General features: G+C 62.8%; 23 protein-coding genes. 9 read left to right on the top strand and 14 right to left on the bottom strand.

Annotated elements, in window-relative coordinates; all coding sequences use genetic code 11:
* Position 1: 1 nt before the first annotated feature.
* Positions 2 to 634 carry an HAD family hydrolase gene (locus tag CV013_RS09210; protein ID WP_102154949.1) on the bottom strand — a complete coding sequence of 211 codons (633 nt, stop codon included), beginning with the start codon at positions 632 to 634 and terminating at the stop codon, positions 2 to 4.
* Positions 635 to 636: 2 nt separating this feature from the next.
* The gene (locus tag CV013_RS09205) at positions 637 to 2,718 is read right to left on the bottom strand and encodes a S9 family peptidase (protein ID WP_102154948.1); all 2,082 of its coding nucleotides are present in this window, start codon (positions 2,716 to 2,718) and stop codon (positions 637 to 639) included.
* Between the two features lie 37 nt (positions 2,719 to 2,755).
* Here CV013_RS09205 and CV013_RS09200 point away from each other — a divergent pair, with 37 nt between their 5' ends.
* From CV013_RS09200 to CV013_RS09180, 5 genes are all read left to right on the top strand, one after another.
* Entirely contained in the window at positions 2,756 to 4,585 is a 1,830-nt protein-coding gene (locus CV013_RS09200; RefSeq protein ID WP_102155210.1) for an aminopeptidase P family protein, read from the top strand.
* 66 nt (positions 4,586 to 4,651) lie between these two features.
* Positions 4,652 to 5,044: a VOC family protein gene (locus CV013_RS09195; protein WP_102155208.1), complete on the top strand. Its 393-nt coding sequence runs from the start codon at positions 4,652 to 4,654 to the stop codon at positions 5,042 to 5,044.
* Between the two features lie 216 nt (positions 5,045 to 5,260).
* Positions 5,261 to 5,851, top strand: a complete 591-nt coding sequence (locus tag CV013_RS09190) for an EF-hand domain-containing protein (RefSeq protein WP_102154947.1) — start codon at positions 5,261 to 5,263, stop codon at positions 5,849 to 5,851.
* Between the two features lie 77 nt (positions 5,852 to 5,928).
* On the top strand, positions 5,929 to 6,663 hold the full coding sequence (locus CV013_RS09185; RefSeq protein ID WP_102154946.1) for a response regulator: 735 nt from the start codon (positions 5,929 to 5,931) through the stop codon (positions 6,661 to 6,663).
* The gene (locus tag CV013_RS09180) at positions 6,663 to 8,081 is read left to right on the top strand and encodes an ATP-binding protein (protein ID WP_102154945.1); all 1,419 of its coding nucleotides are present in this window, start codon (positions 6,663 to 6,665) and stop codon (positions 8,079 to 8,081) included. Before CV013_RS09185 ends, CV013_RS09180 begins: the two co-directional genes overlap by 1 nt.
* 354 nt (positions 8,082 to 8,435) lie before the next feature.
* On the opposite strand, the gene CV013_RS09175 is transcribed toward CV013_RS09180, so the two are convergent.
* The 4 genes from CV013_RS09175 to pheS are packed head-to-tail and all read right to left on the bottom strand — an operon-like array spanning position 8,436 to position 14,212.
* Positions 8,436 to 9,959: a peptide chain release factor 3 gene (locus CV013_RS09175; protein WP_102154944.1), complete on the bottom strand. Its 1,524-nt coding sequence runs from the start codon at positions 9,957 to 9,959 to the stop codon at positions 8,436 to 8,438.
* Between the two features lie 19 nt (positions 9,960 to 9,978).
* Positions 9,979 to 10,725 (bottom strand): SDR family NAD(P)-dependent oxidoreductase, encoded by a 747-nt coding sequence (locus CV013_RS09170; RefSeq protein WP_102154943.1) that lies wholly within the window; start codon positions 10,723 to 10,725, stop codon positions 9,979 to 9,981.
* Positions 10,722 to 13,112, bottom strand: a complete 2,391-nt coding sequence (gene pheT / locus CV013_RS09165) for a phenylalanine--tRNA ligase subunit beta (protein WP_102154942.1) — start codon at positions 13,110 to 13,112, stop codon at positions 10,722 to 10,724. The genes CV013_RS09170 and pheT overlap by 4 nt, the downstream gene beginning before the upstream one ends.
* Positions 13,109 to 14,212, bottom strand: a complete 1,104-nt coding sequence (pheS, locus tag CV013_RS09160; protein ID WP_102154941.1) for a phenylalanine--tRNA ligase subunit alpha — start codon at positions 14,210 to 14,212, stop codon at positions 13,109 to 13,111. The genes pheT and pheS overlap by 4 nt, the downstream gene beginning before the upstream one ends.
* A 323-nt stretch (positions 14,213 to 14,535) precedes the next feature.
* Here pheS and CV013_RS09155 point away from each other — a divergent pair, with 323 nt between their 5' ends.
* The gene (locus CV013_RS09155) at positions 14,536 to 15,417 is read left to right on the top strand and encodes an SH3 domain-containing protein (protein WP_102154940.1); all 882 of its coding nucleotides are present in this window, start codon (positions 14,536 to 14,538) and stop codon (positions 15,415 to 15,417) included.
* A 1-nt stretch (position 15,418) separates the two neighbouring features.
* Here CV013_RS09155 and CV013_RS09150 read toward each other — a convergent pair whose 3' ends face one another.
* The 6 genes from CV013_RS09150 to glpX form a co-directional block, all read right to left on the bottom strand.
* Positions 15,419 to 16,342 (bottom strand): AraC family transcriptional regulator, encoded by a 924-nt coding sequence (locus CV013_RS09150; protein ID WP_223805188.1) that lies wholly within the window; start codon positions 16,340 to 16,342, stop codon positions 15,419 to 15,421.
* Positions 16,343 to 16,528: 186 nt separating this feature from the next.
* Positions 16,529 to 16,885 (bottom strand): 50S ribosomal protein L20, encoded by a 357-nt coding sequence (gene rplT, locus CV013_RS09145; RefSeq protein ID WP_102154939.1) that lies wholly within the window; start codon positions 16,883 to 16,885, stop codon positions 16,529 to 16,531.
* Positions 16,886 to 16,911: 26 nt separating this feature from the next.
* Complete coding sequence (gene rpmI / locus CV013_RS09140; RefSeq protein WP_102154938.1) at positions 16,912 to 17,115, bottom strand: 50S ribosomal protein L35; 204 nt, start codon at positions 17,113 to 17,115, stop codon at positions 16,912 to 16,914.
* A gap of 370 nt (positions 17,116 to 17,485) precedes the next feature.
* Positions 17,486 to 18,265, bottom strand: coding sequence for a histidinol-phosphatase (hisN, locus tag CV013_RS09135; RefSeq protein ID WP_102154937.1), 780 nt, complete (start codon positions 18,263 to 18,265; stop codon positions 17,486 to 17,488).
* A 10-nt stretch (positions 18,266 to 18,275) separates the two neighbouring features.
* Complete coding sequence (locus tag CV013_RS09130; protein WP_102154936.1) at positions 18,276 to 19,211, bottom strand: ribose-phosphate pyrophosphokinase; 936 nt, start codon at positions 19,209 to 19,211, stop codon at positions 18,276 to 18,278.
* Between the two features lie 148 nt (positions 19,212 to 19,359).
* A complete protein-coding gene (gene glpX / locus CV013_RS09125) occupies positions 19,360 to 20,346 on the bottom strand; it encodes a class II fructose-bisphosphatase (RefSeq protein WP_102154935.1) in 987 nt (328 codons plus the stop codon).
* A 56-nt stretch (positions 20,347 to 20,402) separates the two neighbouring features.
* Here glpX and CV013_RS09120 point away from each other — a divergent pair, with 56 nt between their 5' ends.
* Positions 20,403 to 20,990 (top strand): hypothetical protein, encoded by a 588-nt coding sequence (locus tag CV013_RS09120; protein WP_102154934.1) that lies wholly within the window; start codon positions 20,403 to 20,405, stop codon positions 20,988 to 20,990.
* Here CV013_RS09120 and CV013_RS09115 read toward each other — a convergent pair.
* Both CV013_RS09115 and CV013_RS09110 read right to left on the bottom strand, forming a co-directional pair.
* Positions 20,974 to 22,284: a homoserine dehydrogenase gene (locus CV013_RS09115; protein ID WP_102154933.1), complete on the bottom strand. Its 1,311-nt coding sequence runs from the start codon at positions 22,282 to 22,284 to the stop codon at positions 20,974 to 20,976. The two genes, CV013_RS09120 and CV013_RS09115, sit on opposite strands and share 17 nt — an antisense overlap.
* A 78-nt stretch (positions 22,285 to 22,362) precedes the next feature.
* Positions 22,363 to 23,238 carry a hypothetical protein gene (locus CV013_RS09110; protein ID WP_190276464.1) on the bottom strand — a complete coding sequence of 292 codons (876 nt, stop codon included), beginning with the start codon at positions 23,236 to 23,238 and terminating at the stop codon, positions 22,363 to 22,365.
* Between the two features lie 336 nt (positions 23,239 to 23,574).
* Between CV013_RS09110 and CV013_RS09105 the strand changes: the two genes are divergently transcribed.
* Together CV013_RS09105 and CV013_RS09100 are read left to right on the top strand one after the other, a co-directional pair.
* Entirely contained in the window at positions 23,575 to 24,252 is a 678-nt protein-coding gene (locus CV013_RS09105; RefSeq protein ID WP_102154932.1) for an energy transducer TonB, read from the top strand.
* Between the two features lie 83 nt (positions 24,253 to 24,335).
* On the top strand, positions 24,336 to 25,130 hold the full coding sequence (locus CV013_RS09100; RefSeq protein ID WP_102154931.1) for a MotA/TolQ/ExbB proton channel family protein: 795 nt from the start codon (positions 24,336 to 24,338) through the stop codon (positions 25,128 to 25,130).
* The last annotated feature ends 62 nt before the right edge of the window (positions 25,131 to 25,192 follow it).

Here is a 25,192-nt window from a genome sequence, read left to right as displayed (position 1 = left end):
GTCATTTCAGCTCCACACCCAGCGAACGCAGGTCGATTTCGGCTTGCGCCGCGTCGGTAAATACGAACGCGTGCATTCCCATTTTTGTCGCCCCCTTCACGTTGATATCCACGTCGTCGAAGAACACCGTCTCTTCCGGCAAAATCGCATTAGTATCAATCACATGACGATAGATTCGTGGGTCCGGCTTGAGGCATCCGACATCGGCCGAAACGGTCACTCCCTCGAATTTTGACCACCACGCATGCGTTTTGGACAGATAACGAACAACTTCGGTCACATTGTCGGTCAAAGCAAACAAACGATAGCCGGATTCGGCCAGGCGCTCCATCAGTGGCGGGGTATCGGGCAGCAGGTGCAGACTGGCATAGACTTCAGCAAACATCCGCTCGGCCTCTGCCGGATCGAGCAAGCCGGCATCGACATAGGCCTGCTGCGCTTCGGCCTCGGTCATCTCCCCGCGATTAAGCGCGCGCCAGAGATCGGATTCGACGAACAGCGCATGGCGGCGGGCGCGGGCTTTTTCGCCCGACAGACCGAACGCCGCTGACACGATCGCCAGCGAATCCCAGCGGATCAGCACATTGCCGATGTCGAACACGACATTGCGGATTGTCGGCATCGTCCGCGACATCGTCACTGGCCCAGCTGCCACAGGATAAAGGCGAATTCTTCCGCCGTTTCATGCAGCGATTCGAACCGGCCCGACTTGCCGCCGTGCCCGGCACCCATATTGGTTTTGAAGATCAGCACGTTGTCGTCTGTCTTCAATTCGCGCAGGCGGGCAACCCATTTGGCGGGTTCCCAATATGTCACTCGCGGATCGTTGAGCCCCGCGGTCACCATCATCGGCGGGTAATCCTGTGCACGGACATTGTCGTAAGGGCTGTATCCGGCGATCAGTTCGAACGCGGCGCGATCTTCGATCGGATTGCCCCATTCGGGCCACTCGCCCGGCGTCAGCGGCAGCGATGCGTCGAGCATCGTGTTCAGCACATCGACGAACGGGACGTGCGCGACCACCGCCCCCCACAGATCGGGATCGGAATTGACCACCGCGCCCATCAGTTCACCGCCCGCAGAGCCGCCGGAAATGCTGATCCGCCCCGCTTCGGTATAGCCGCGTTCGACCAAACCTTTGGCAACGTCCACGAAATCGGTGAAGGTATTGGTCCGCCGTTCCAGCTTGCCCGCCTTGTACCAGGCGCGACCCAGATCGTCGCCACCGCGAATATGGGCGATGGCATAGGCGAACCCGCGATCGACCAGACTGAACCGGGTGGTCGAGAATCCTGGCTCAATCGCGATGCCATAGGCGCCATAGCCATAGAGGTGCAGCGGCCCCGGCCCGCCGCCCGCATCCGCGCGATCCTTGCGATAGAGGATCGACACCGGGATCGAGGTGCCATCGCGCGCCGTAATCTCCAATCGTTCGGTGGTGTAGAGGTCGGCATCGTAGCCCGACGGAATTTCCTGCACCTTGCGAACTTCCAGCCGCCGTTCGGCCACGTGATAGTCGTACACCGTCGAAGGGCTGACCATCGACTGGTAACCGATCCGCAGCACGTCCATCGCCCATTCGGGATTGTCGCCCAGCCCCGCGGAGTAACTCGCTTCGGGGAAGGCAACCGGCTCGATCCGATCGGGATCGTCGTAATACCGCACGGCAATCGTATCGAGCCCGCCCTCGCGCCCTTCGACGACATAGAAATCGCGGAACAGGTCGAACCCCGTCAGATAGAACGCATCGGACCCTTCGATCAGAGTGGACCATTCGCCGGGGCTGGACAGCGGCGCTGTCGCCAGACGAAAATTCTCGTGCGTGTCGTTGGTCAGGATGAACAGCGTATCGTCCCGCAGATCGACATCGTATTCCACGCCCTTGCGCCGTGGTGCGACCAAAATGGGTTCGGCCAGCGGATCGGCAGCAGGGATCAGGCGGACCTCGCCCGTTTCGTGATCGCTGGTCGCCACGATCAACCATTGTTCGTTGGCCGACAGACCCGCACCCACGCGAAAACCCTCGTCATCTTCGTGATACAGTTCGACATCGGCGGTCAACGGCTGACCCAGCCAGTGCAGGCGGGCATTGTCGGTCCGCCACTGTTCGTTGGCCAGCGAATAGACGATGCCGGTATCGCCTGCGACCCAGATCAGCGCAGACAGAGTGCCGGGGATCTCATCGCCCAGCAAATCGCCCGTAGTCAGATCCTTGATCCGCGCGGTGAAGCGTTCCGAACCATTGTCATCCACCGAATAGGCCAGCTTGCGGCCATCGCTCGACACCGAAAGCGCGCCCAGACGGAAATATTCCTTCCCCTCTGCCAGTGCGACTTCGTCCAGAATCAGCTCATCCGCACTGCCATCGTCCTGCGCGCCGACCGGACGACGCCACCATTTCTTGTATTCCGCACCGTCTTCGTATTCGACCCAGTAGAGCCAGTTGCCGTCCTTTTGCGGAACTGACGAGTCGGCTTCCTTGATGCGAGCGCGCATTTCTTTGAACAGCGCATCGATCCGGCTCTGCTGCCCCGCCATCTGCGCGGCGAACCATGCATTCTCCGCCTCCAGATGAGCGAGGATTTCCTTGTCCTTTACCTCGGGATAGCCCGGATCGCGCAGCCATGCGTAATCATCGGACAGGGTAATCCCGTGGTGAGTGGCGGTGAAGGGCTGCTTGCGCGCGACAGGCGGCGCGTTGACGGTGGCATGATCCATGATGCGGCCCTATGTGGGATGCGAAAGGACCGCAACCATGCTCATGCAAACCGAAACCGACTCTGGCGCAGCCCGCCTTGCCGCTCTGCGCGCCGAACTCGAAAAACGGGGGCTGGATGGCTTCGTCGTCCCGATTTCCGACGAACATATGAGCGAGTATATCGGCGGATATGCCCAACGGCTGGCGTGGCTGACCGGATTCGGCGGGTCGGCGGGAACCGCCGTGGTGCTGAAAGACAAGGCGGCCATTTTCGTGGACGGGCGCTATACCGTGCAGGTGCGCGATCAGGTGGATGAAAACCTGTTCGAATATCAGTCTGTGCCTGCGACCAGCCCGGCCAGATGGCTGCAACAGAACGCCCCCGAAGGCGCGAAAATCGGTTACGACGCCTGGCTCCATTCGAAGGCATGGGCCGAGGGGGTCGAACAAGCACTGGCAAAACGCAATGGCACGCTTGTCGCCACCGATGGCAACCCGATCGATGCCGTGTGGGCCGACCGCCCCACCCCGTCCGATGCGCCCGCGTTGGTCCATATCGACGAGCGTTCGGGCCGTTCCAGCGCCGACAAGCGCGCCGAAGTGGCCGACTGGCTCAAGGCCGAGGGATACGATGCAGCGGTGATCTCCGCTCTCGATTCGGTGGCATGGTTGCTCAACATTCGTGGCACCGATATCGAACGGACCCCGGTGGCGCTGGCTTATGTCATCGCTCATGCCGATGGCACGGCGGACCTGTTCATCGGGGAAGAGAAGGTCACGCCCGAACTGACGCAGCACCTCGGCAATGCCGTGACCATCCGCCCGCGCACTGCGTTCGAGAGCGCGCTGGGCGAACTGGGCGGCAAGACCGTGACGGTCGATCCGTCATACGGGGTGGCTGCGATCTATCGCGCGCTGGAATCGGCGGGTGCCAAGCCTGTCACAGAGCGCGACCCCACGATCCTGCCGCGCGCGATCAAGAATCCGGTGGAACAGCAGGGCCATCGCGACGCGCAGGCCCGCGACGGGGCCGCGATCGCCAAGTTCCTCCACTGGCTCAGCGTCGAAGGGCCGAAGGGGGAGCTGGACGAGCTGACTGCTGCGGCGAAGTTGCGGGCATTTCGTGACGAGAGCGATATCCTGCGCGACCTGTCGTTCGACACGATCAGCGCCGCCGGCCCTCACGCCGCGCTGCCGCATTATCGGGTGGACGAAGACAGCAATCTCATCATCGCACCGGGCAGCATATTCCTGTGCGATTCCGGCGGCCAGTATCTCGACGGCACAACCGACATCACGCGCACGATATGGATCGGCACGCCCGACGGCAAAGCGCAGCCGACTGCGGAAGAAAAAGATCGCTTCACCCGCGTGTTGAAAGGGCACATCGCACTCGACCGGGCGATCTTCCCCGAAGGGACACCGGGCAGCGCGCTCGACAGCTTCGCACGTCAGTTCCTGTGGAATGCGGGTGTCGATTATGGTCACGGCACCGGCCACGGAGTGGGCAGCTTTCTGGCAGTCCACGAAGGGCCGCAGCGCATCGCCAAGGCCAGCGGATCGCAGCCCGGCACCGATCAGCCGCTGATGCCGGGCATGATCCTCTCCAACGAACCGGGGTACTACAAGGCGGGCGCATTCGGCATCCGCATCGAGAATCTGGTGCTGGTGGTCGAACAGCAGATCGATGGCGCGGAAGGGGCGTTCTACGGCTTCGAAACGCTGACATTCGCGCCGATCGACCGGACGCTGGTGAATACCGCGCTGCTGACTGCTGAGGAAATCGACTGGTGGAATACCTACCACGCGAAAGTCCGCGACCTGATCGCTCCGCAACTGGACGGCGCGCCGCTGGCATGGCTGGAGGACGCCTGCCGCCCGTTGTGATGGCGATTGCCATGTTGGAATTGTTCTCGTAATGTTCCATCACTGATTCGCGAATGGAGAATGGCGATGATCGGATACGTTACGCTGGGCACCAACGATTTGCAGGGCAATGCCCCGTTCTACGATGCTCTTGCAAAAGAGATGGGTGTGGACCGGATGATGGATTTCGACAGCTTCATCGCATGGGGCAACCCCGGCGGCGCAGCGGGCGTGGCACTGACCAAACCGTTCGACGGGCAAGCGGCAACGGTGGGCAACGGCACGATGGTCGCGCTGGAGGCGAAAGATCCTGAACAGGTCGCTCGCCTGCACGCCATCGCGCTGGAAAACGGTGGTTCCGACGAAGGGGCGCCCGGCCCGCGCGGGGAAGCCGGCGCCGATGGGCTGACGTTCTACGCCGCCTATTTCCGCGATCGCGACGGGAACAAGCTCAACGCCTTCTGCATGGCAAAACTATAGGGGTTGGGCGGCTGCGCCCGCGCTGAGCTTTCACGCGGGTGAACGACGTTATATTCCCGTTACAATTCGCGACAAATTTGGCCACCTGCGGGATACAGGTGCGACATTCGGGGCCTAGAACGGCATTTGTGAGTTGCGGTGGCGCCGGATCGGTTCCTCCCCCTTCTTCGACCGGAGGCCCCGCAACTCTTCCCGTTTCCCGACAGGAGCCACGATATGCGTAAACTGACACTCTCGATTGCCGCGGCGACGCTGGCCACTGCCGGCCTTGCCGGTGCTGCCTATGCTGCCCCCGGCATGATGACCAAGGGCGGCGACCAGACCCGCGCACAGGCAACGGCCAAGGCCGACGCCATGTTCGCGAAGATGGACGCGAACGGCGATGGCAAGATCGACCAGAGCGACCGCACTGCCCGCAAGGCAAAGATGTTCGACCGGATCGATACCGATAAGAGCGGCTCGATCAGCAGGGAAGAATTCGCTGCCGCCGGCAAACAGAAACGCGCCCTCGATGGCGAAATACGCGGCGAACGGCGCGGTAAACATAGCGATCGTATGGGCAAGCGTGGCCATCGCGGTGGCGGCATGGCGATGATGAAAATGGCCGATACCAACAAGGATGGCGCCATCAGCAAGGCCGAATTTCAGACCGCCGCGCTCAAGCGCTTCGACGCTACCGATGCCAACAAGGATGGCACCGTAACCGCTACCGAACGCAAGGCCGCCCGCGACGCGATGAAGGCCAAGTGGCAGCAGATGCGCGCTCAGAAACAGGCGCAGAAGCCCGCCGCGCCTGCGACCAACTGATCGCCCCGCACAGCGGATGCGTTCAACTTCGACGGGGCGTGCTTGACCGGCGCGCCCCGTCATGTGCACTTGAGATCATGACCGAACCCACCCCTATCCGCATCCTGCTGGTCGACGATGAAGCGACTTTGCGCGAACCGCTTGCCGCCTATCTCTCGCGGCAAGGTTTCGCTGTACGCGAAGCCGATAGCGCCGCCGCCGCGCGCAGTGCCTTGCTGGAAGAGACCCCCGATCTAGCTCTGCTCGACATCATGATGCCGGGGGAAGACGGGCTGTCGCTGTGTCGCCATCTGGTAGAGGCGAAAGATCTGCCGGTAATCCTCCTCACGGCGAAGGGCGAAGCAACCGACCGTATCGTCGGGCTGGAAATCGGCGCGGACGATTACGTCGTCAAACCGTTCGAACCGCGCGAACTGGTCGCTCGCATCCGCTCTGTATTGCGCCGTTCGCAGCGCGCGACACCGGTGGAAGAAGACGCAGGCTACGAATTCGAAGGCTGGCAGCTCGATACGCTCAAGCGCCGCCTGACCGATCCCGAGGGAGCGACCGTGCCGATCTCCACCGCCGAATTCCGCCTGCTGGTGGCGTTCCTCGATCATCCGCGGCAAGTGCTCGACCGCGACCGCCTGCTCGATATGGTTCAGGGCCGCGAAGCCCACCTGTTCGACCGCGCAGTCGATAATCAGGTCAGTCGCCTGCGTCGCAAGATCGAAGCGGACAGCCGCAATCCCTATTTCATCCAGACCGTGCGCGGCGGCGGATATCGTTTCGCTGCGGACGTTCGCCGTATTGCCGACGGGCGAGGCACGTGATGCGCCTGTGGCCACGCAGCCTGCTGGGTCAGGTGCTGCTGGCAGTGGCGGTGGCTCTGCTGATCGCGCAGGCTATTTCGGCGGTTCTGCTCTATCGCTCCAGCGAGCAGCGGCGCGAATCTGCAATTCTTCATTCGCTCGCATTCCGCCTCGAATCCTCTCAGGCAGAGCGGCACGAGAGGCGCGAACGGCGCTTCCGCCAGAACGATAATGACGAAGACGACGACAAGCGCAGCTCCCTCACCCGGGAAAAGGACAAGCACGATCGCCGCCTGCCCCGCGCATTGCGACTGGAAATCACCGACAAATCTCCACTGGCCGATGGAGAGCAGCGCGATCTCGCCCGTGAGAAGGCGCTGCGCACGATCTTGAGCGAAGAGGACGCCCGGATCGGCGATCTGGTGGTGCTGTCGCGCGATCCGCATCACGATGCCGCATTTGCCCGCATCGCAGGCACGCAGTTCGAATTGCCCGATGGCGAACTGGTGATCGCCGGGTTGCGCCTGACCGATAGCGATCAGTGGCGGGTTGCCCGCGTATTCGCCCGCAATGGCGATCAGCGCGCCCTGCAAACGCTGGTGGTGCAAACGGCGGTGCTTTATCTGGTGCTGGTTGGCATTCTGGCGCTGTTGCTGCGGCGGATTACCCGCCCGCTGGCGGCGCTGACCAACCGGGTCGAACGGTTCGCCCGCTCACAGGATACCGAAGGGCAGATCGAACCCACTGGCCCCGACGATCTGCGCCGCCTGATCGCCGCGCACAACGCAATGGAAGCCCGCATCGCCGCTATGCTGGATGAAAAGGACGTGATGCTGGGTGCGATCGGCCACGATCTGAAAACCCCGCTGGCCGCGCTACGGGTTCGGATAGAGTCGGTGGAAGATGAAACCGAGCGCGCGCGTATGGCCGCCGGGATCGAAGATATCACGCGCTCGCTCGACGATATCCTCTCGCTTGCCCGTGTGGGTCGCGCCAGCGAACCGCCCGAACGCACCGATCTGGGCGCGCTGGCGGCTGCGGTGGTGGAAGAATTCGAAGACATGGGCCAGCCGGTCACGCTGGCGGATGGGCCGCGTGTGGTGGCGCCGGTACATGTCACCTGGGCGCGCCGTGCGCTGCGTAATCTGGTGTCGAATGCGGTGCGCTATGGCGGCACGGCAGAGGTATCGCTCGACCGCGAGGGCAACGACGCCGTGTTGCGCGTGTCTGACAACGGGCCCGGCATTCCAACCGATCGCATCGCCGATATGATGGAACCGTTCGCGCGCGGCGAAGCAAGCCGTAACCGCGAAACCGGCGGCACCGGCCTAGGCCTGACACTCGCCCGTGCAATTGCCGAACAACACGGCGGGCGACTGGTGCTTACCAACCGGCCCGAAGGCGGCCTGATGGCGGAACTGCGCCTACCCCTGGGGTGAGACCCCGCTTTGCCGCGTTGGGTGGGAGGCAATACTGTCGGGCTATGGATTGCTGCACTCCGCTCGCACTGACGAATGAGGGCGAAAGTCCGTGGGCTTTCGGGGCTGCCTACGGAAAGGCGCCTCCTCCATCCCTCGTCATTGCGAGGAGCATAGCGACGTGGCAATCCATCGACGAACCTCGCCCAGCCACGACTGTCGCGGCAGGCGGCACCGTCGGACCTTGGATTGCTTCACTACGTTCGCAATGACGAAAAGGGGTTGAGAATGGTTGGACTGATGGGTGCCTGCTGAGGAGGCTGGAAAGACTAGCGCCCTGACAGCCCCGCACTCCGTCGCAGCGCGCCCTGCCCCCTACCGTTCTTTCGTGGCAGAGAACGTCAGATCGGGGTTCTTTTCCGCCTGATAGTTCACGTCCCACGGGCTCTTGGCCATAAACACCAGATCGCCATCGCGATCCTTTGCAAGATGCGCGCGGTTGAAATCCTCAAACGATTTCATCGCCTCCGCACTGCCTTTCAGCCAGCGGGCAGTGGCAAACGGCGCCGCTTCCAGCATCGCCTCCACTTTGTATTCCGCCGAAAGGCGCGAAACCAGCACGTCGAGCTGAAGCTGACCGACCACGCCGACGATCCACTGCCCACCGATTTCAGGGTAAAATACCTGAATCACACCCTCTTCGCTCAGATCGTCGAGCGCCTTGCGAAGCTGCTTGGTCTTCGTCGGGTCTTTCAGCACGACGCGACGCAGGATTTCCGGGGCGAAGTTGGGCAGGCCGGTGAAGCGCACCGCGTTCTTCTCGCTCAGCGTATCGCCCACCCGCAATGTGCCGTGGTTGGGGATGCCGATAATATCGCCCGCTTCCGCGGTATCGGCAATTTCGCGATCCTGCGCGAAGAACAGGATCGGGGAATGCACCGCGATCGGTTTACCCAGCCCGCTCGGCGTCAGCTTCATCCCGCGTTTGAACGTGCCCGACACCATCCGCATGAACGCGATGCGGTCGCGGTGTTGCGGGTCCATATTGGCCTGCACCTTGAACACGAATCCGGTGACTTCGTCGCGGTCGGGGCTGATCTGTTCGTCACCCGCCGGTTGTGGGCGCGGCGGCGGGGCGAACCGGGCGATCGCTTCGATCAGTTCGGTCACGCCGAAGTTCTTGAGCGCGGACCCGAAATAGACCGGAGTCAGATCGCCGTTGCGATAGGCATCCAGATCGAATTCGGGATAGCCGATCTGCGCCAGTTCGACGTTTTCTGCCACGTCATCGGGCAATGCGGCGTCGGCATCGCGGCGGCCGTGGAATTCCTTGCTCGGCCCCTCAGGCCGGGCAACGGTGCCGCTGGCGAAATCGAGCACCCCTTCGAACTGGCCGCCCATCCCCACCGGGAACCCTTGCGGCGACACGTCGAGCGCCAGCATATCGGCGATCTCGTCCAGCAATTCGAACACCGGGCGGCCTTCGCGGTCGACCTTGTTCACGAACGTAATGATCGGCACCGAACGCAGGCGGCACACTTCGAACAGTTTGCGCGTCTGCGGCTCGATCCCCTTGGCCGCGTCGATCACCATGATAGCGCTGTCCACCGCAGTCAGCGTGCGATAGGTATCTTCGGAGAAATCCTCGTGCCCAGGCGTATCGAGCAGGTTGAACGTGATCCCGTCGCGTTCGAACGTCATCACACTGGAGGTGACCGAAATCCCGCGCTGTTGTTCGATCTTCATCCAGTCGCTGCGCGCCCGCCGGGCGGCCCCGCGCGCCTTGACCTCGCCCGCAAGGTGGATCGCTCCGCCGGTCAGCAGCAGCTTTTCCGTCAGCGTGGTCTTACCCGCGTCAGGGTGAGAAATGATCGCGAATGTGCGGCGATTGGATGTCATAAAAGGAACAGCAGTTCGGTCAGTCGCGGGCGACACGGAAGCCAGCAAAATCCTGGTTCACGGGCATCAGTTCGATGCGGTTGATGTTGAGGTGCGGCGGCAGTTCGGCGATCCATAGAATCGCTGCAGCGATATCGTCACCCGTCATCGGATGGACGCCGCTGTACAGATCGTCGGACGCCTGCTGGCTGCCAGTGCGGACCAGCGTGAATTCGGTTTCCACCATCCCCGGCTCGATCGATGTCACACGCACTCCGGTGCCATGCAGATCGGCGCGCAGCGCGAGGGTGAAGTGGTTGGCGAACGCCTTGCTCCCGGCATAGACGTTGCCGCCGGGATAGATGTAGCTGCCCGCGACCGAACCAATCGTGATGATCGCCCCTTTGCGCGCGATCAGGCCGGGCAGCATCTTGCGCGTCAGCGATACCATCGCAGTGACATTGGTATCGATCATCGTCTGCCAGTCTTCCATGCTGGACTCTTGCGCGGGCGAGAGGCCCTGCGCCAGACCGGCATTGTTCACCAGCAGATCGATCTGCGCGAACTCCGGCGGCAGGTTATCCAGCGCGGCATCGCGGGCGGCATCGTCGCGCACATCGAACACCGCCGGGTGCACTTTATCCGCACCCAGATCCGCCACCAACGCATCGAGCCGTTCGGCGCGCCGCCCGGTGGCGATGCAGCGCCATCCGGCCGCGACCAGCGCGCGAACGGTCGCTTCACCAATGCCCGATGTCGCGCCGGTTACCAGTGCCGTTTTCGTCATGCGCGCAGCTCCGCCCCTTGCTTCGCGGCAGACGCCACGATCTTATCGGCAATCGCCTTGATCTCTTCGTCGGTAAAACTTTTGGCCGCGGGCTGGAGCACGACTTCGACCGCGACCGATTTCTTGCCATCGGGCACCCCCTGCCCGGCGAACACGTCAAACACGCGGGCCGATACGATACTGGCTTTGTCCGCGCCCTTTACCGCACGCACCAGATCGCCTGCGGGTACGCTGGCATCTACGAGGAACGCGAAATCGCGCGTCACCGGCTGCAACGCGGGCGGCGCATGGGGCGCGCGGGCGAAACCGGGGTTCTTCGGCGCAGGGATCGCATCGAGGAACAGTTCCACCGCCATCACTGGCCCTTCGATATCGAAGGCCTCCAGCGTCTTGGGATGAAGTGCGCCAAATCGGGCAAGCACGTTTTTCGGACCGAGCCGGAGTGTCCCCGATTGCCCCGGATGGAACTGCGGACCGGCCTCGCCCATCACTTGCAGATTGCCGACCGGAGCACCCGCCGCTTCCAGCAAAGCAATCGCTTCGGCCTTGGCATCATAGGCATCGAAGGGCGCGGCCTTGCCATTTGCCCAGCCACGCGACACTTTATCGCCTGCCAGCAGGATGCCCATCGTGGCGCGTTCGTCGCTCGCCCCGGCATCGCCGCGAAAATAGCGTCGGCCCAGTTCGAACAGACGCGTCGCATCGGCCCCGCGATCCGCATTGCGCTTGGCCGCAGCCAGCAGTCCGGGGATGAGCGAGGGCCGCATGGCCTTCATATCTTCGCTGATCGGGTTTTCGAGCACCCACAGCCCGCCGTTCCCATCGGCAAAGTGATCGGCATCCGCCTCCGGCAAGAACGACCAGGTAATCGCTTCGAACAGTCCGCGCGCAGCAGCAGCGCGGCGCACCTTGCGTTCGCGCAACTGTTCGGGCGTAGCTGTCGGCCGGGCCACGCCATCGGCCCGCGGCAGAGCCACGCTGGCGACTTTGTCCAGCCCGTGAATACGGACGACTTCCTCGACGATATCCGCCGCGCCTTCGATATCGTGGCGGCGCAGCGGGGCAGTGACCTGCCAGCTATCGTCCACTGCGAAATCGAGGCTTTCGAGAATGCTACGCTGCTCTTCCGGCGCGATTTCTACTCCGCCCAGCTTTGCAGCCAGTGCCGGATCGTATGCCACGACCTTCGGCTCGCTCTGCGGAGAGCCCGCGCGGACGACTTCGCTTGCTTCGCCGCCACAGATCTTGAGGATCAGCGAAGTGAGCAAATCCAGCCCGCCATCGAGGAACGCCGGATCGACCCCGCGTTCGAAGCGGGTGCGCGCATCGCTCGACAGGCCCAGCTTGCGCCCCGTCACACCGATGCGTTCGGGGTCGAAGTAAGCGATTTCGAGCAGGACATCGGTGGTACGATCCGAACAGCCCGAATGCTCGCCACCCATGATCCCGGCGATATCGTGCACACCGTTATCGTCTGCAATCACAGTCATGCTGTCGTCGAGCGTATAGGTCTTTTCGTTGAGCGCCAGCACCTGCTCGCCCGACTGTGCTCGCCGTGCCACCACGGCACCGTTGAGCTGCGCCAGGTCGTAAGCATGGGCCGGCCGCCCGAACGCCAGCATCAGATAGTTCGTGATATCGACGAGCGCACTGATCGGGCGCTGCCCTGCGGCGCGCAGCCTGCGCTGCATCCAGTCGGGCGATGCGCCATTGGTCACGCCCCGGATCACCCGGCCATAGAATGCCGGGCACCCTTCGGGATCGTCTGTGCGGATTTCCACCGGGCACGGGAATGTACCCTCCACCGGCTCTGCCCGCACAGGCCTGAACGTGCCAAGCCCCGCCGCCGCCAGATCGCGCGCAACCCCTTCCACGCCCATGCAATCGGGCCGGTTAGGGGTGATCGCCACGTCGAACACCGGCGATGCCGCGTTGTATTCGGCAAAGGCCATGCCAACCGGGGCATCGGCGGGCAGTTCGATAATCCCGTCGTGATCGTCGCCCAGCTCCAGCTCGCGCACAGAGCACATCATGCCGTTCGATTCGACACCGCGGATCGCGCTCTTGCGTAATTCCATGCCATTCACCGGCACGACCGCACCGGGCAGGCCGAGCACGCCCTTCATCCCGGCGCGGGCATTGGGCGCACCGCACACGACCTGCAACGGATCGCCTTCACCGGTATCGACCGACAGCACCTGCAGCTTGTCCGCATCGGGATGGGGCGCAGCAGTCAGCACATGAGCCACGCGGAAACCGGCGAACCGTTCCGCCGGGTCTTCGATCGCTTCCACTTCGATGCCGATAGCGTTGAGCTTCGCGGAAATCTCCGCTGCGCTCGCTTCGGTGTCGAGGAAGTACTTCAGCCATTCGAGCGAGAATTTCATGCGCGTGCTCCCACTCCGCCCGACAGGGTCGGTTGGTCGAACGGGCTGAACCCGTAATGCGCCAGCCAACGCGGATCGCCATCGAAGAACGCGCGCAAATCATCCATCCCGTATTTGAGCATCGCCAGCCGGTCGACACCGACGCCGAAGGCAAAACCCTGCCATTTATCAGGGTCCAGTCCGGCAAATTCGATCACCCGACGGTTGATGACGCCCGATCCGAGCAGTTCCATCCATCCGTGGCCCGGCGCATCGCCATCGCCGCCCAGAACGCGGCGGCCCTTCACGTCTTTCCAGCCGACATCGACTTCCACGCTCGGTTCGGTGAACGGGAAGTAGCTGGGGCGCAGACGCAGCACGATATCGTCGCGTTCGAAGAAGGCCTTGAGGAAAGTTTCCAGCGTCCATTTGAGATGCCCCAGATGAATGCCTTCATCCACCACCAGCCCTTCGATCTGGTGGAACATCGGGGTGTGGGTCGCATCGCTGTCGCTGCGATAAACGCGCCCCGGCGCAATGATGCGAACCGGTGCGCCCTGCGCCACCATGCTGCGGATCTGGACTGGCGAAGTGTGCGTACGCAACAGCATCCGGTTCCCCTCCGCATCGCGATCGGGGAAATAGAACGTATCGTGCATCGCCCGCGCCGGGTGCGTTTCCGCCATGTTGAGCGCAGTGAAGTTGTGCCAGTCGTCCTCGATTTCCGGCCCGGTGGCGACTGAGAAGCCCATGTCTGCGAAGATTTCCGCCAACTCGTCCATCACCTGACTGACCGGGTGGACACTGCCACGCGGCGCGTCTGGTGCAGGCAATGTCAGGTCCAGCGTTTCGCTGGCCAGTTGTGCCTCCAGCGCGGCAGCGTCGATCTCTGACTTGCGCGCGACGATGGCATCGCTGACTTGCGCGCGGATCGACTGGATACGCGGGCCTTCGCTCTGCCGTTGTTCGGGGCTCATCCCGCCCAGAGTCTTGAGCAACTGGCTGACCCAGCCCTGTTTGCCCAGTGCAGTAACGCGCTGTGCATCAAGCGCAGCAGCATCGCTGGCGTCGCGGATGGCGGCCAAAGCTTCGGCCAGTTTGGATTCGTTGGTGTCGGTCATCGTGAAAAGGCCCCTAAGGGTCTGCCCGGAAACTGGCAATGGCCGCGATTATTCCGCTCCCGTGCCGGGATCCGGCCGGTGGAGCACCTGAACCGCCTCCTCTGACATCCGACAGGGTGCTCACAACTTTGCAGCAGGAATGCAGCCCATCCTTTCCGGTCTGTTATTTCCCTCCAGAATATGCCAAAAGTAAAGCAATGTCCGTGCGATGCAGATGAAAGAACATCAGGCAATCGCACGTCGAGTCGCATGTAACGTCCTTGCGACTATCGCGTCGGAACAGGGGGCGCGGTGGTCATCCATATCTTGGGAAACAGACGACCATGCGTACATTGACATACATTTTCGCCATTGGGGCAATGGCGAGCGCCGCTCCGGCATTAGCTGCCAAAAACCCGCCGCCGGAACTGGCCAAATGCGATAGGAGCATCGGCACAATCGCCCTGATCGATGGCGACGTCGCCGGGTGGTCAGAATATGGGCTGGGCAGCCCGCGCGCACTGCTTAACGCGCTGGCGACCGAATCGGGTTGTTTCACGCCGCAGACCGATCCGAGTGTGCCTGCGCGCTTCCTGATGACAGCGGTAGCGGGCAATCAGGAAGAAGTGGATAAGAGCGTCGAGATGGCAAAAGGCGCTGCGACAGAGGCACTGGTCCGTTCCGGGGCGGTCGGATCGATCCTCAGTAAAGTACCATTCGGCGGCTCTGCTCTGGGCATGTTTGGCGGGCTGGGCGGCAAGAAGAAGACTGTGGCCGCTGGCCTCAAGGTCGTCAGCCCGATGACCGGCCAGACAATTGCCGCAGGCTCGGGTTCGGTCAGGAAAACCTCGATCAGTTTCGGCAATTCGGGCGGGTTCGGATGGGCCAGCAACGCTGCTTCTGCCGCAGGGTATCAGGGCAACAAGAACGGCGAGCAACTGGCCGAAGCGTTCATTATCGCGTTCAATCAGGTGATCGCACAACGCGCACTGCTCGAAACCGCACCTGCACCGGGCGGGTCAGCCGCGCCAGACGCAGAAGATGCGACTGCCACTGTCGCAGTGGACAGCCATATCTATGCCGCGCCCGCAAAGACCGCGGCGCACGTGCGGGCGGTGCGCGCCGGGACCGAGCTTAATCCCACTGGCAAGCGTGAAGGGTTGTTTGTGGAAGTAACGGACAACTACGGCACAACCGGCTGGGTTTCTGTCGAAGACCTCAGATAACTTACGATAACGGATCGGCGCGCTCGGATTCGAGCGCGCCGACCTGTTTGAACAAGATATCGGGCTTGTCGAGCGTTTGGGCGGGCGAACCCCATATCCGCTTACGTTCTGCCATGAATGCGCTCAGCACCGGATGCGGCAATGCCGCGTATTCGCGGGGAGTCATATGCATGAATGCCCGGAAATCGCGCGTGAAGTGGGCATGATCGTGATAATGTTCGTCGATCGCCGCCTTCCATTGCCCTTGCTCGGCCAGCATGAAAGTCGCGAGCGATCGCATGAATCGCTGACGGCGCAGCAGCAGCTTTGGCGGAAACCCGAAATGGCGCCTGCAAACCCGCTCCAGCGCACGCACTGACAGGCCGGAGCGTTTGGACAGTTCTGCCACACTGGCGACCTCTGGATCGACCAGCGCTCCATGCACCAGTGTTATGGTGTCGGTGTCGCCGCACGGTTCATCGATGGAGCGGAAGAACGCGATCAGCTGCGCCAGTTCCGCCTCGTCATCGGGTTCGTTCGCGAAGATGTTACTGAGCGAAGCGAAGCACGTGAACGCGGGATGCTTTTCGACTTCCGCCAGCAGGTTCGCGTGATCTGCCGCCTGCAGCCGGACAAACCGTGCCCAGCCCAATGGCAACAGGCCGATGCCCCACATCCGGGTAGAGGCGATTTCAAACCGGTTGGGCGCCGAACTTGGCCCGGTCACCAGCAGCCGCGCACCTTCAACCGTTGAACCGCCGATCATGTGGGCTCGCGGCAGATCTTGCGAAAACACCCGCAGATTGGCCCATTCGGGCTGGAGATGGTCGGTTACAGTGCCGCCGCCCGGCACAGTGAACGTGGCCCGATAGAAGGTGGTGAAACACCCATCGAATTCGGGTGGCGGCGCAAAGAACCGCACATCGATATGACATTCCTCTGTCACGACCCCGTTGCCCCCCGTGGACGAACTAGCGCTTCCCCAATTTCTCCCTGGTTTTCCAAGGTTGTGCGCCTTCGAGCACTAAGTCTCGGAAATTGCAACCCGGCTTGCAAATCGGGCACATGCAAAAGGGGCGCCGATGGCAATGCCACGGCGCCCCCTTGCGATTCGTATCGGAGGAAGTCCGGCTTAGCCGAGTGCCTTCTTCGCCTGTGCAATGATCGACGTGAAGGCCGCGCCTTCGTTCATCGCGAGGTCGGCCATAACCTTACGGTCCAGCTCGATCCCGGCCAGCTTCACGCCATGCATGAACTGCGAATAGGTGAGACCTTCGGCGCGCACTGCGGCGTTGATCCGCTGGATCCACAGCGCACGGAAAGTGCGCTTCTTCACCTTGCGGTCGCGGTAGGCATATTGCCCGGCCTTTTCGACCGCCTGACGGGCAACGCGAATGGTGTTCTTGCGGCGACCGCGATAGCCCTTGGCCTGGTCGAGAATCCGCTTGTGCTTCTGGCGTGTGGTCACGCCGCGTTTAATGCGAGGCATATCCTATATCTCCTGCTACCGGGCGCTCAATCGAGGCCGTAAGGGGCCCACTTCTTGATCGTCTTCGCATCGGCGTCGGAGATCACAGAGGTGCCGCGGTTCTGGCGGATGTACTTCGCATTGTGGCTGATCAGGCGGTGGCGCTTGCCGGCCACACCGTGCTTGACCTTGCCGGTCGCGGTGATCTTGAAGCGTTTCTTCACACCGCTCTTGGTCTTCATCTTGGGCATTTTCGTCTCCTTTCGGGGACACGTACGGCCAGCCCTGGCAGCCCTTGTTCGCCAGGCCGGCACATGAATCACGTGTCGGTGAAGCGCGCGCCACTAGCGGGCGTGGCCGCCAAAGGCAAGCACCGATACCACCCCGCCGCCTGAACACATGGGCTGCGTTCAGGATCGGCACAGGCAGCCTGAACAAGTGTTACACATGTTACACTGTCCTGAAGAAGAAAAACCTGCCCCCGCGCAAGCGAACGAGCGCCATGCCGGAATGGTCCGCAAAGCCACGCAGACAGCAGCTATTCGAATGGGCAGATCGGGCAAAACCATGCCGCGCACTGTGCCGGGCGATCCCACTGTAGGAAAGCGCCGCGCACCCGGATCAATGATGGCAGGCGAGCGCCTCGATCACATCTTCCAATCGGGCGGGGTCGCCCAGCGCCAGCACGTGACCATCGCTGTCGATGTGCAACGGATCGCCGTTCCAGTCGCACATCGTGCCACCGGCCCCCTCCACCACAGGAACCAGCGCGGCCCAGTCGTGCAATTTCAGATTGGCTTCGCACACCACGTCGATCTGCCCGGTGGCGAGCATCGCGTAGTTATAGCAATCGCCGCCCATCACCATGCGTTTATGATCGGTCTTCGCGGCCAGCCCCATGAAATGGGCGCCATCGTGATCGTCGAAATAATGCGGCCCGGTCGTCGCCAGTGTGGCATCGGCCAGTTCGCGACAGGCGCGCGTTGTCACCGGCTGACCATTCAGCGTGGTTGGCTGCCCCGTCACGCCCAGCCAGCGTTCTTTCAGGATCGGCTGATCGATCATGCCCAGTACCGGCCAGCCATCGTGCAGCAGCGCGATCAATGTGCCGAAAATCGGTCGCCCGGCAAGGAAAGCGGCAGTCCCGTCAATCGGATCGAGCACCCACTGGCGCCCGCTCTCACCCTTCTCATACCCGTATTCCTCACCCGCGATCCCGTCGCGCGGCACTTCGGCAGCAAGAATACGCCGCATTGCTTCTTCCGCGCCGCGATCCGCTTCGGTCACAGGCGATGCATCGGCTTTACGCTCCGCATCCACCGCCCGGAAATGCGGCCGGATAGCCGCCCCGGCGGCATCGGCCAGCCGGTGTGCCAGCGCGATATCGTCGGCAATGGTCATCGCTTGCCGATCAATCGAACAGCGAACTGACCGAGCTTTCGTCGGCAATCCGGCGGACCGCTTCGCCGATCAGCGGGGCAATCGTGAGGATGCGGATACGGCTCGAATCGTTGGCAGCATCGGTCGGGCGGATAGTGTCGGAAATCACCAGTTCTTCCAGCGCGGAGCTATCGACACGAGCCACAGCACCGCCCGACAGCACCCCGTGCGTGATATAGGCGGCAACCGACTTGGCACCGTTGTCGAGCAGAGCCTGCGCCGCGTTGCACAGCGTGCCTCCCGAATCGACGATATCGTCGATCAGGATGCAGTGGCGGCCCGATACGTCACCGATGATGTTCATCACTTCGGATTCGCCGGGCCGGTCGCGCCGCTTGTCGACGATGGCCAGCGGCGCGTTGTCGAGCCGCTTGGCCAGTGCACGGGCGCGGACCACGCCGCCGACGTCGGGGGACACCACCATCAGGTCGCGATCACCGTAGCGGGCCTGAATATCCGCCGCCATCACCGGTGCGGCGAACAGGTTGTCGGTGGGGATATCGAAGAATCCCTGAATCTGGCCAGCGTGAAGATCGACCGACAGCACGCGGTCCGCCCCTGCCTGCGTAATCAGGTTGGCGACCAGTTTGGCGCTGATCGGGGTGCGCGGGCCGGGTTTGCGATCCTGCCGCGCATAACCGAAATAGGGAACGACCGCAGTGATCCGCCGGGCCGAAGCCCGCCGCAGCGCATCGATGCAGATCAGCAGTTCCATCAGGTTGTCGTTGGCCGGGAAGCCGGTCGACTGGATCACGAACACATCTTCGCCGCGCACGTTTTCGTGAATTTCGACGAACACCTCTTCATCCGCGAACCGGCGGACGCTGGCATCGGTCAGCGGCATTTCGAGATAACCCGCAATCGCCCGGGCGAGCGGGAGGTTCGAGTTGCCGGACATGATCTTCATCGCACTGGGGCTCCCTCGGCTGGCGGCACAGAATCGCGTAAATGTAGGCTCCCGGCGGGATTAGCCGGGAGTCTCACGATTGCAACAGGGCCTGCCCGCGTTGTGGACAGGCTTGATAATTCATCCGGCGGCGCAATCCGCCGACCGATCAGATGCGGTGTTCGCCCCGGATCCAGCGAACCGTCCCGCTCGATGCGCGCATCACCACGCTTTCGGTCGTCATCTTGCCGCCGCGCAGGCGCTTGACTCCATCGAGCAGCGATCCGTCGGTCACACCGGTTGCCGCGAAGATGCAATCGCCCCTGGCCAGTTCTTCCAGCTTGTAAATCCGGTCGAAGTCCTTGTCCGCGATCCCCCATTTGCGGGCGCGGGCTTTCTCATCCTCGTTACGGAATACCAGACGACCGTTGAACTGTCCGCCCACGCAGCGCAGCGCTGCTGCGGCCAATACGCCTTCGGGCGCACCGCCCTGGCCCATATACATGTCGATAGTGGTGTCGGGATCGGTCACTGCGATCACACCCGCCACGTCGCCATCGCCGATCAGCACGACGCCGCAGCCCAGCCCGCGCAGCTCCGCGATCAAATCGGCATGGCGCGGACGGTCGAGCACACAAACGATAATGTCTCCCGGCTCGACACCCTTCGCGGCAGCCACCGCTTTGACGTTTTCGGTCGGGCTTTTCGCCAGATCGATGATTCCTTCGGGATAGCCGGGGCCAACAGCCAGCTTGTCCATATATGTATCGGGCGCGTTGAGCAGGCAGCCTTCTTCGGCGGCGGCCAGCACGGCCAGCGCGTTCGGCCCGGCCTTCGCGGTGATCGTAGTGCCTTCCAGCGGGTCGAGCGCGATATCGATCTTCGGCCCTTTGCCCGGTGCGCCGCCGACTTTCTCCCCGATGTAGAGCATCGGCGCTTCATCGCGTTCGCCTTCGCCGATGACCACGGTGCCGTCCATATAGAGTTCGTCGAACGCCATACGCATCGCCTCCACAGCGGCGGCATCGGCGGCTTTCTCGTCCCCACGCCCGACCATCTTGCTGGCGGCGATAGCGGCGGCTTCGGTCACGCGGACCATTTCGAGCACGAGCACCCGGTCGAGCGCATTGGATGTCGAAGGTGTCGTCTTGTTCATGGCAGATTCAGTCCCAGAAGCGAGTGTTAGGGCCCGGTAGCCGAAGGAGCCCGGGATTGTCGAGCAGTGCAGGCCGGGTTGTTCGCTATGCGATTGCCCTGGCAATATTTTTGCCTACCACTGCTTACGCGCAGGATGGCGATAAAGTAACCGCCGAACAGGCCATTGATACCGCAAAGCAGGCTTATGGCCCGCCAGCGAAAGAAAAAAAGAGCAAGTGCCCGGCGCCCGAACCGGGCGGCCCCATTGTCGTGTGCGGCGAGCTGGAGGAACAGAGCCAGTTCCGCGTCAAATCGAGCATGGAACTCGACCCGAGCACCGTGAAAGACATTGTCCCGCGTGCGCCCGATTTCGAACCGCATTACCCTGGTCCGGTGGTGGCGCGCGGGTGCTTCGTGCCGCCGTGCCCCAAACCCATGCCGGTGATGATTGACCTGAAAGCGATTCCAGAAGCCCCACCCGGCTCGGATGCCGACCGCGTCGCGCGCGGGCTGGCCCCACGCGGCTATGACGGGCCGCCACCCGCAGCCCCGGAGCCCGGAACCGCATCGGGCGATGGTCAGCCTGACTCACCCGTAAACAACGGCAATGCCGTGCAGGGAAGCGCGGGCGCGAACGAACCGCCCGTTACGCTGCCAGAATAGGCATCACCAGCGGCGGTGCGGTCAGGCTTTCCGACCCTTCGAGCAGGCGCAACGCTTCGGTAACGGTGCGCGCCGGGCCTTCGTGCACGACCATCGCCACCAGCACTTCGCCGCCTTCTTTCTGCCGGCCTTGCTGGATCAGGCTTTCGATCGACACCCCAGCATCGCGCATCGCGGCGGTGATTTCCGCCAGCACGCCGGGACGGTCGGCCACAGTGAAGCGAATATAATTGCGCCCGGTCCGTTCGCCCGCGTCGGCGGGTTCGAGCGGGGCCAGATCGCCCACCGGCACCGAGAATGCCGGACCGGCCTCGCCGCGGGCAATGTCGATCAGGTCGGCCACTACCGCGCTTGCCGTCGGGCCATCGCCCGCACCGGCGCCCTGAAACAGCAGGCGGCCGGAGAAATTGCCTTGCGCGACCACCGCGTTAGTCGGTCCATCGACATGGGCCAGCGGATGCCCGTCGGGCACCAGGCACGGGCGCACCCGTTGCAACAGGCGCTGCCCGCCACCGGGCGCGGGCTCTACATCGGCCGATCCGACCAGACGGATGACGAAACCCAGATCCTTGGCCCGTGCAATATCGGCCGCACGCACCCGCGCGATCCCCTCGGCATGGACTTGCGCGAAATCGAGCCGTGCGCCGAACGCGATGGCCGACAAAATCGCCAGCTTGTGCGCGGCATCTATCCCTTCGATATCGAACGTGGGATCGGCCTCGGCATAACCATGCGCCTGCGCCTGCGCCAGCACGTCATCGAAATCCGCCCCGCTGTCCTCCATCGTCGAGAGGATGAAATTGCAGGTGCCGTTGAGAATACCCTGCACGCTTTCGATGGCATTCGCCGCCGCGCCTTCGCGCAATCCCTTCACCACCGGGATACCGCCAGCGACCGCCGCTTCGAATTTGAGCGCGACCCCGGCTGCTTCCGCCGCTTCGGCCAGTGCAAGCCCATGATGCGCGATCATCGCCTTGTTGGCGGTGACCAGCCCCTTGCCCTGCGCGATGGTGTTACGCGCCAGCGTGAGCGCCGGTCCGTCGGACCCGCCGACCAGTTCGACCACGATATCGACATCGTCGCGGGCGGCCATCGCCGTCATATCGTCGCACCACTCGTATCGCGACAGGTCCACTCCGCGATCCTTCGCCCGGTCGCGCGCGCTGACAGCCACGATCTGCAACGGGCGGCCTGCACGCGCGCCGACCAGCGCGGCGTTTACGTCGAGCAGGCGAATCACCCCTGCTCCGACAGTGCCCAGCCCGGCCAGTGCGATCCGCAACGGTTCGGCCATGATATGTAAAACTCCCTTCACCAAAGTCGCGCTGCCCCCCCCTAGGCGAGCGGCGCGGCGCTGGCAAAGATAGAGATACTATTGCCGGGAAAGGGTGCGGGTGCAGGGGCCGAGTTGCTGCATCACATAGGCATAATCGTCTTCGGCAAGTGCCCGCGACGCAGAATCGCGGGACAGGTTCGCCTTGGCCGGCAATTGCGCGGGCAGGAAACAGGCAAGCCTGTACCATTCTAAAGAATCCCGCGCGGGCGGGCGCGCTGCCTGATCGACGATTTCGGAAAACGATACGCCCCACACCGGATCCATGCCGGGGCGGCGCACGACCGAAATCGACACCGGATCGCCGCTTCTGGTCGAAAGGAACATCTGCGTTTCCGATTCACCCGCCAGCGTGCCGGGCACCGCCAGCGCATCGCGCACACCGGTGATATGCGGCGGCGCGTCGGGCGACAGCATCGCCGTCAGAATGGGGCGCACGCGCTGCTCCAGTTCCGGCGTCCATGGCTGTTGCGCCCCCGACCCCACAAGTTGCAGTTCACCCGGTTTGCCGGGAACGGCGCGGGCGAACAGGAGGAAATCCTGTTTCTTCAACTTGGGAGCCTTCCCGCGCGAATCGAGCGGGAGATCGACCAGATATCGCAGCGATTCGCCCACCGGCGCCGAGCCCGAAACCAGCGCCACCGTCGCTGCCTCGACATAGATTCGCACCATTCCGGGCACGACATTGGGTGCCCTTTCAGGCGATACGGTAGCCTGACTGGTCACCTTTACATGGACCACTGCATTGGCCGCATCGGCCAGATCCGCCAGGTCCGCATACGTTAGCCGGGATGCCGTCGATGAAACCGGTTCCGCCGCCGCAAGAGGCGCAGAAATCCCTCCTGAAAAAGGGAGAATTGCGAGTGCAACAGCAGTGCCGATGGCCCGGCGGCGAAAGGGGATGGTCTTAATCATAACGTTCTCCGCGATAGCGACTCCAGTTGGGTATGGAAACCGGATCGCGCTTTATCCGTTGCAGACGACAGGCTCTGAATTCACGGTGAACCGATAAAGGGTTTGCGCGGTGCGAATGAGCCCGTTAAGAGTTCGCTCGAACCGGGAGAGGAAAACCATAATGTCCCGGACGTCCAGACTGGATCATCGGGGGTCCGGTGGACGTTAAGTTCCACCTAATCCGGTGGAACGCAGGGTGGACAGCAATGATTGCGTCGAGGCGTGGCATAAGCTCGCGTCCTCGAAGTTTGTTTGCCGGGCCTCGCCCGGCGTGAGACGATGGAGTGATGCGACTGAATGGCCTACGCAGACCAACAGATGAGCGGCAGCAAGATTGTCGCTATTGTCATCGTTGCGCTCATCCATATCGCCCTCGGTTATGCGCTCGTCACCGGACTTGCCTATTCGGCAGTCAAGAAGGCGATCGAACGTGTAACCACAGTCGATATCAAAGAGCCGGAGCCCGAAAAGAAACCACCGCCGCCGCCGCCTGAGAAGCAGCCCGACACGACACCGCCCCCGGTTGTCGCGCCGCCGCCGCCGATCAATATTGCGCCGGCACCGCCGCCGATCCAGACGCAGCCGACGATTCCGCCGCCCGCACCGCCGGTGCTGCGCGTACCGCCGCCTGCTCCTGTGGCCCCGCCCCCACCGCCGGCACCGCCGCCGCCGAAGTTCCAGCCCAAGCCGCCAAGTCCGCGTGGCAACCCTGGTTCGTGGGCCAACTCCAACGACTATCCGTCACGCGCACTGCGTGAGGAACGCGAAGGAACCACAGGCTTTACCGTTCAGGTGGGCGCGAATGGTCGGGTAACCAGTTGTACTGTAACCCGTTCGAGCGGCAGCTCGGATCTCGACAATACGACATGTTCGTTGATTACACGTCGCGCCCGCTTCAAGCCGGCGACTGACGGTAACGGCGATGAAGTCGCCAGCAGCTGGTCCAGCTCTGTGCGCTGGCAAATTCCGAAGTGACAATCCGCCGGACCAAACCGCTGATGGGGCGGTCCGGCACCCCCTAATATTTTCATCCGTTTCATCTGAGAGGGTACTCGCAAATGATCATCAACATTCTTGCTGCCGCCGGTGGCGAAGCCGCACCCCAGAACAAGTTCGGGTTTGTCGAAGCGCTCAACCAGGGCGGTATCATCGCCTACTCGATTTTCACCATTCTGGTGATCATGTCGGTTGGTTCGTTCTACATCCTCATCACCAAGTGGCTGGAACAGCAGAAGATCCTGAACCAGTACAAGACGATTCGCACCAGTTTCTGGCGCGCACCGAACCTGAAAGAAGGCGCCGCCAAGCTCGACAAGAACAGCGCATGGCGCCAGATTGTCGACGACGGTCTTGCTGCAGAAGATCAGCACGGCAAAATGACCGACAGCCTCGAAGCGCACGACTGGCTGCACGGTTCGCTGGCCCGTTCGGAATCAGCGGTGAACTCGAAGCTTGCCGGCGGCCTGCCGTTCCTCGCAACCGTGGGTGCGACCGCACCGTTCGTCGGTCTGCTCGGTACGGTTATCGGCATCTATCGCGCTCTGATCGCGATCGGTCTTGCCGGTTCGGCATCGATCGACAAGGTTGCCGGCCCGGTTGGTGAAGCGCTGATCATGACCGCTATCGGTCTGCTCGTCGCGGTTCCGGCTGTGCTTGCTTACAACTGGCTGCAGGCCCGCAACAAGCGTATCGCCGAACTGCTCTCGGGCTTCTCGACCGATATCCTTGCGAACATCAATTCCAAGGGCGCTGTGAAGCCTGCACTCCAGGCAGCTCCTGCAGCCAAGGCTGCGCCGAAGGCTCCTGCTGCCAAGCCGGCCACCACGACCGCTGGCGTTCCGCCGAAGAAGTAAGCCATTGTGCGGCGGGGCGCGGCCATCGGTTCGCGCCCCGCAGCTTCACCGCCCGTGCATGA

Source organism: Tsuneonella flava, assembly GCF_002870965.1.
Taxonomy (GTDB): Bacteria; Pseudomonadota; Alphaproteobacteria; order Sphingomonadales; family Sphingomonadaceae; genus Tsuneonella; species Tsuneonella flava.
The sequence above is the reverse complement of the archived record's forward strand: the minus strand, read 5'-3'. Positions and strand labels throughout refer to the sequence as shown.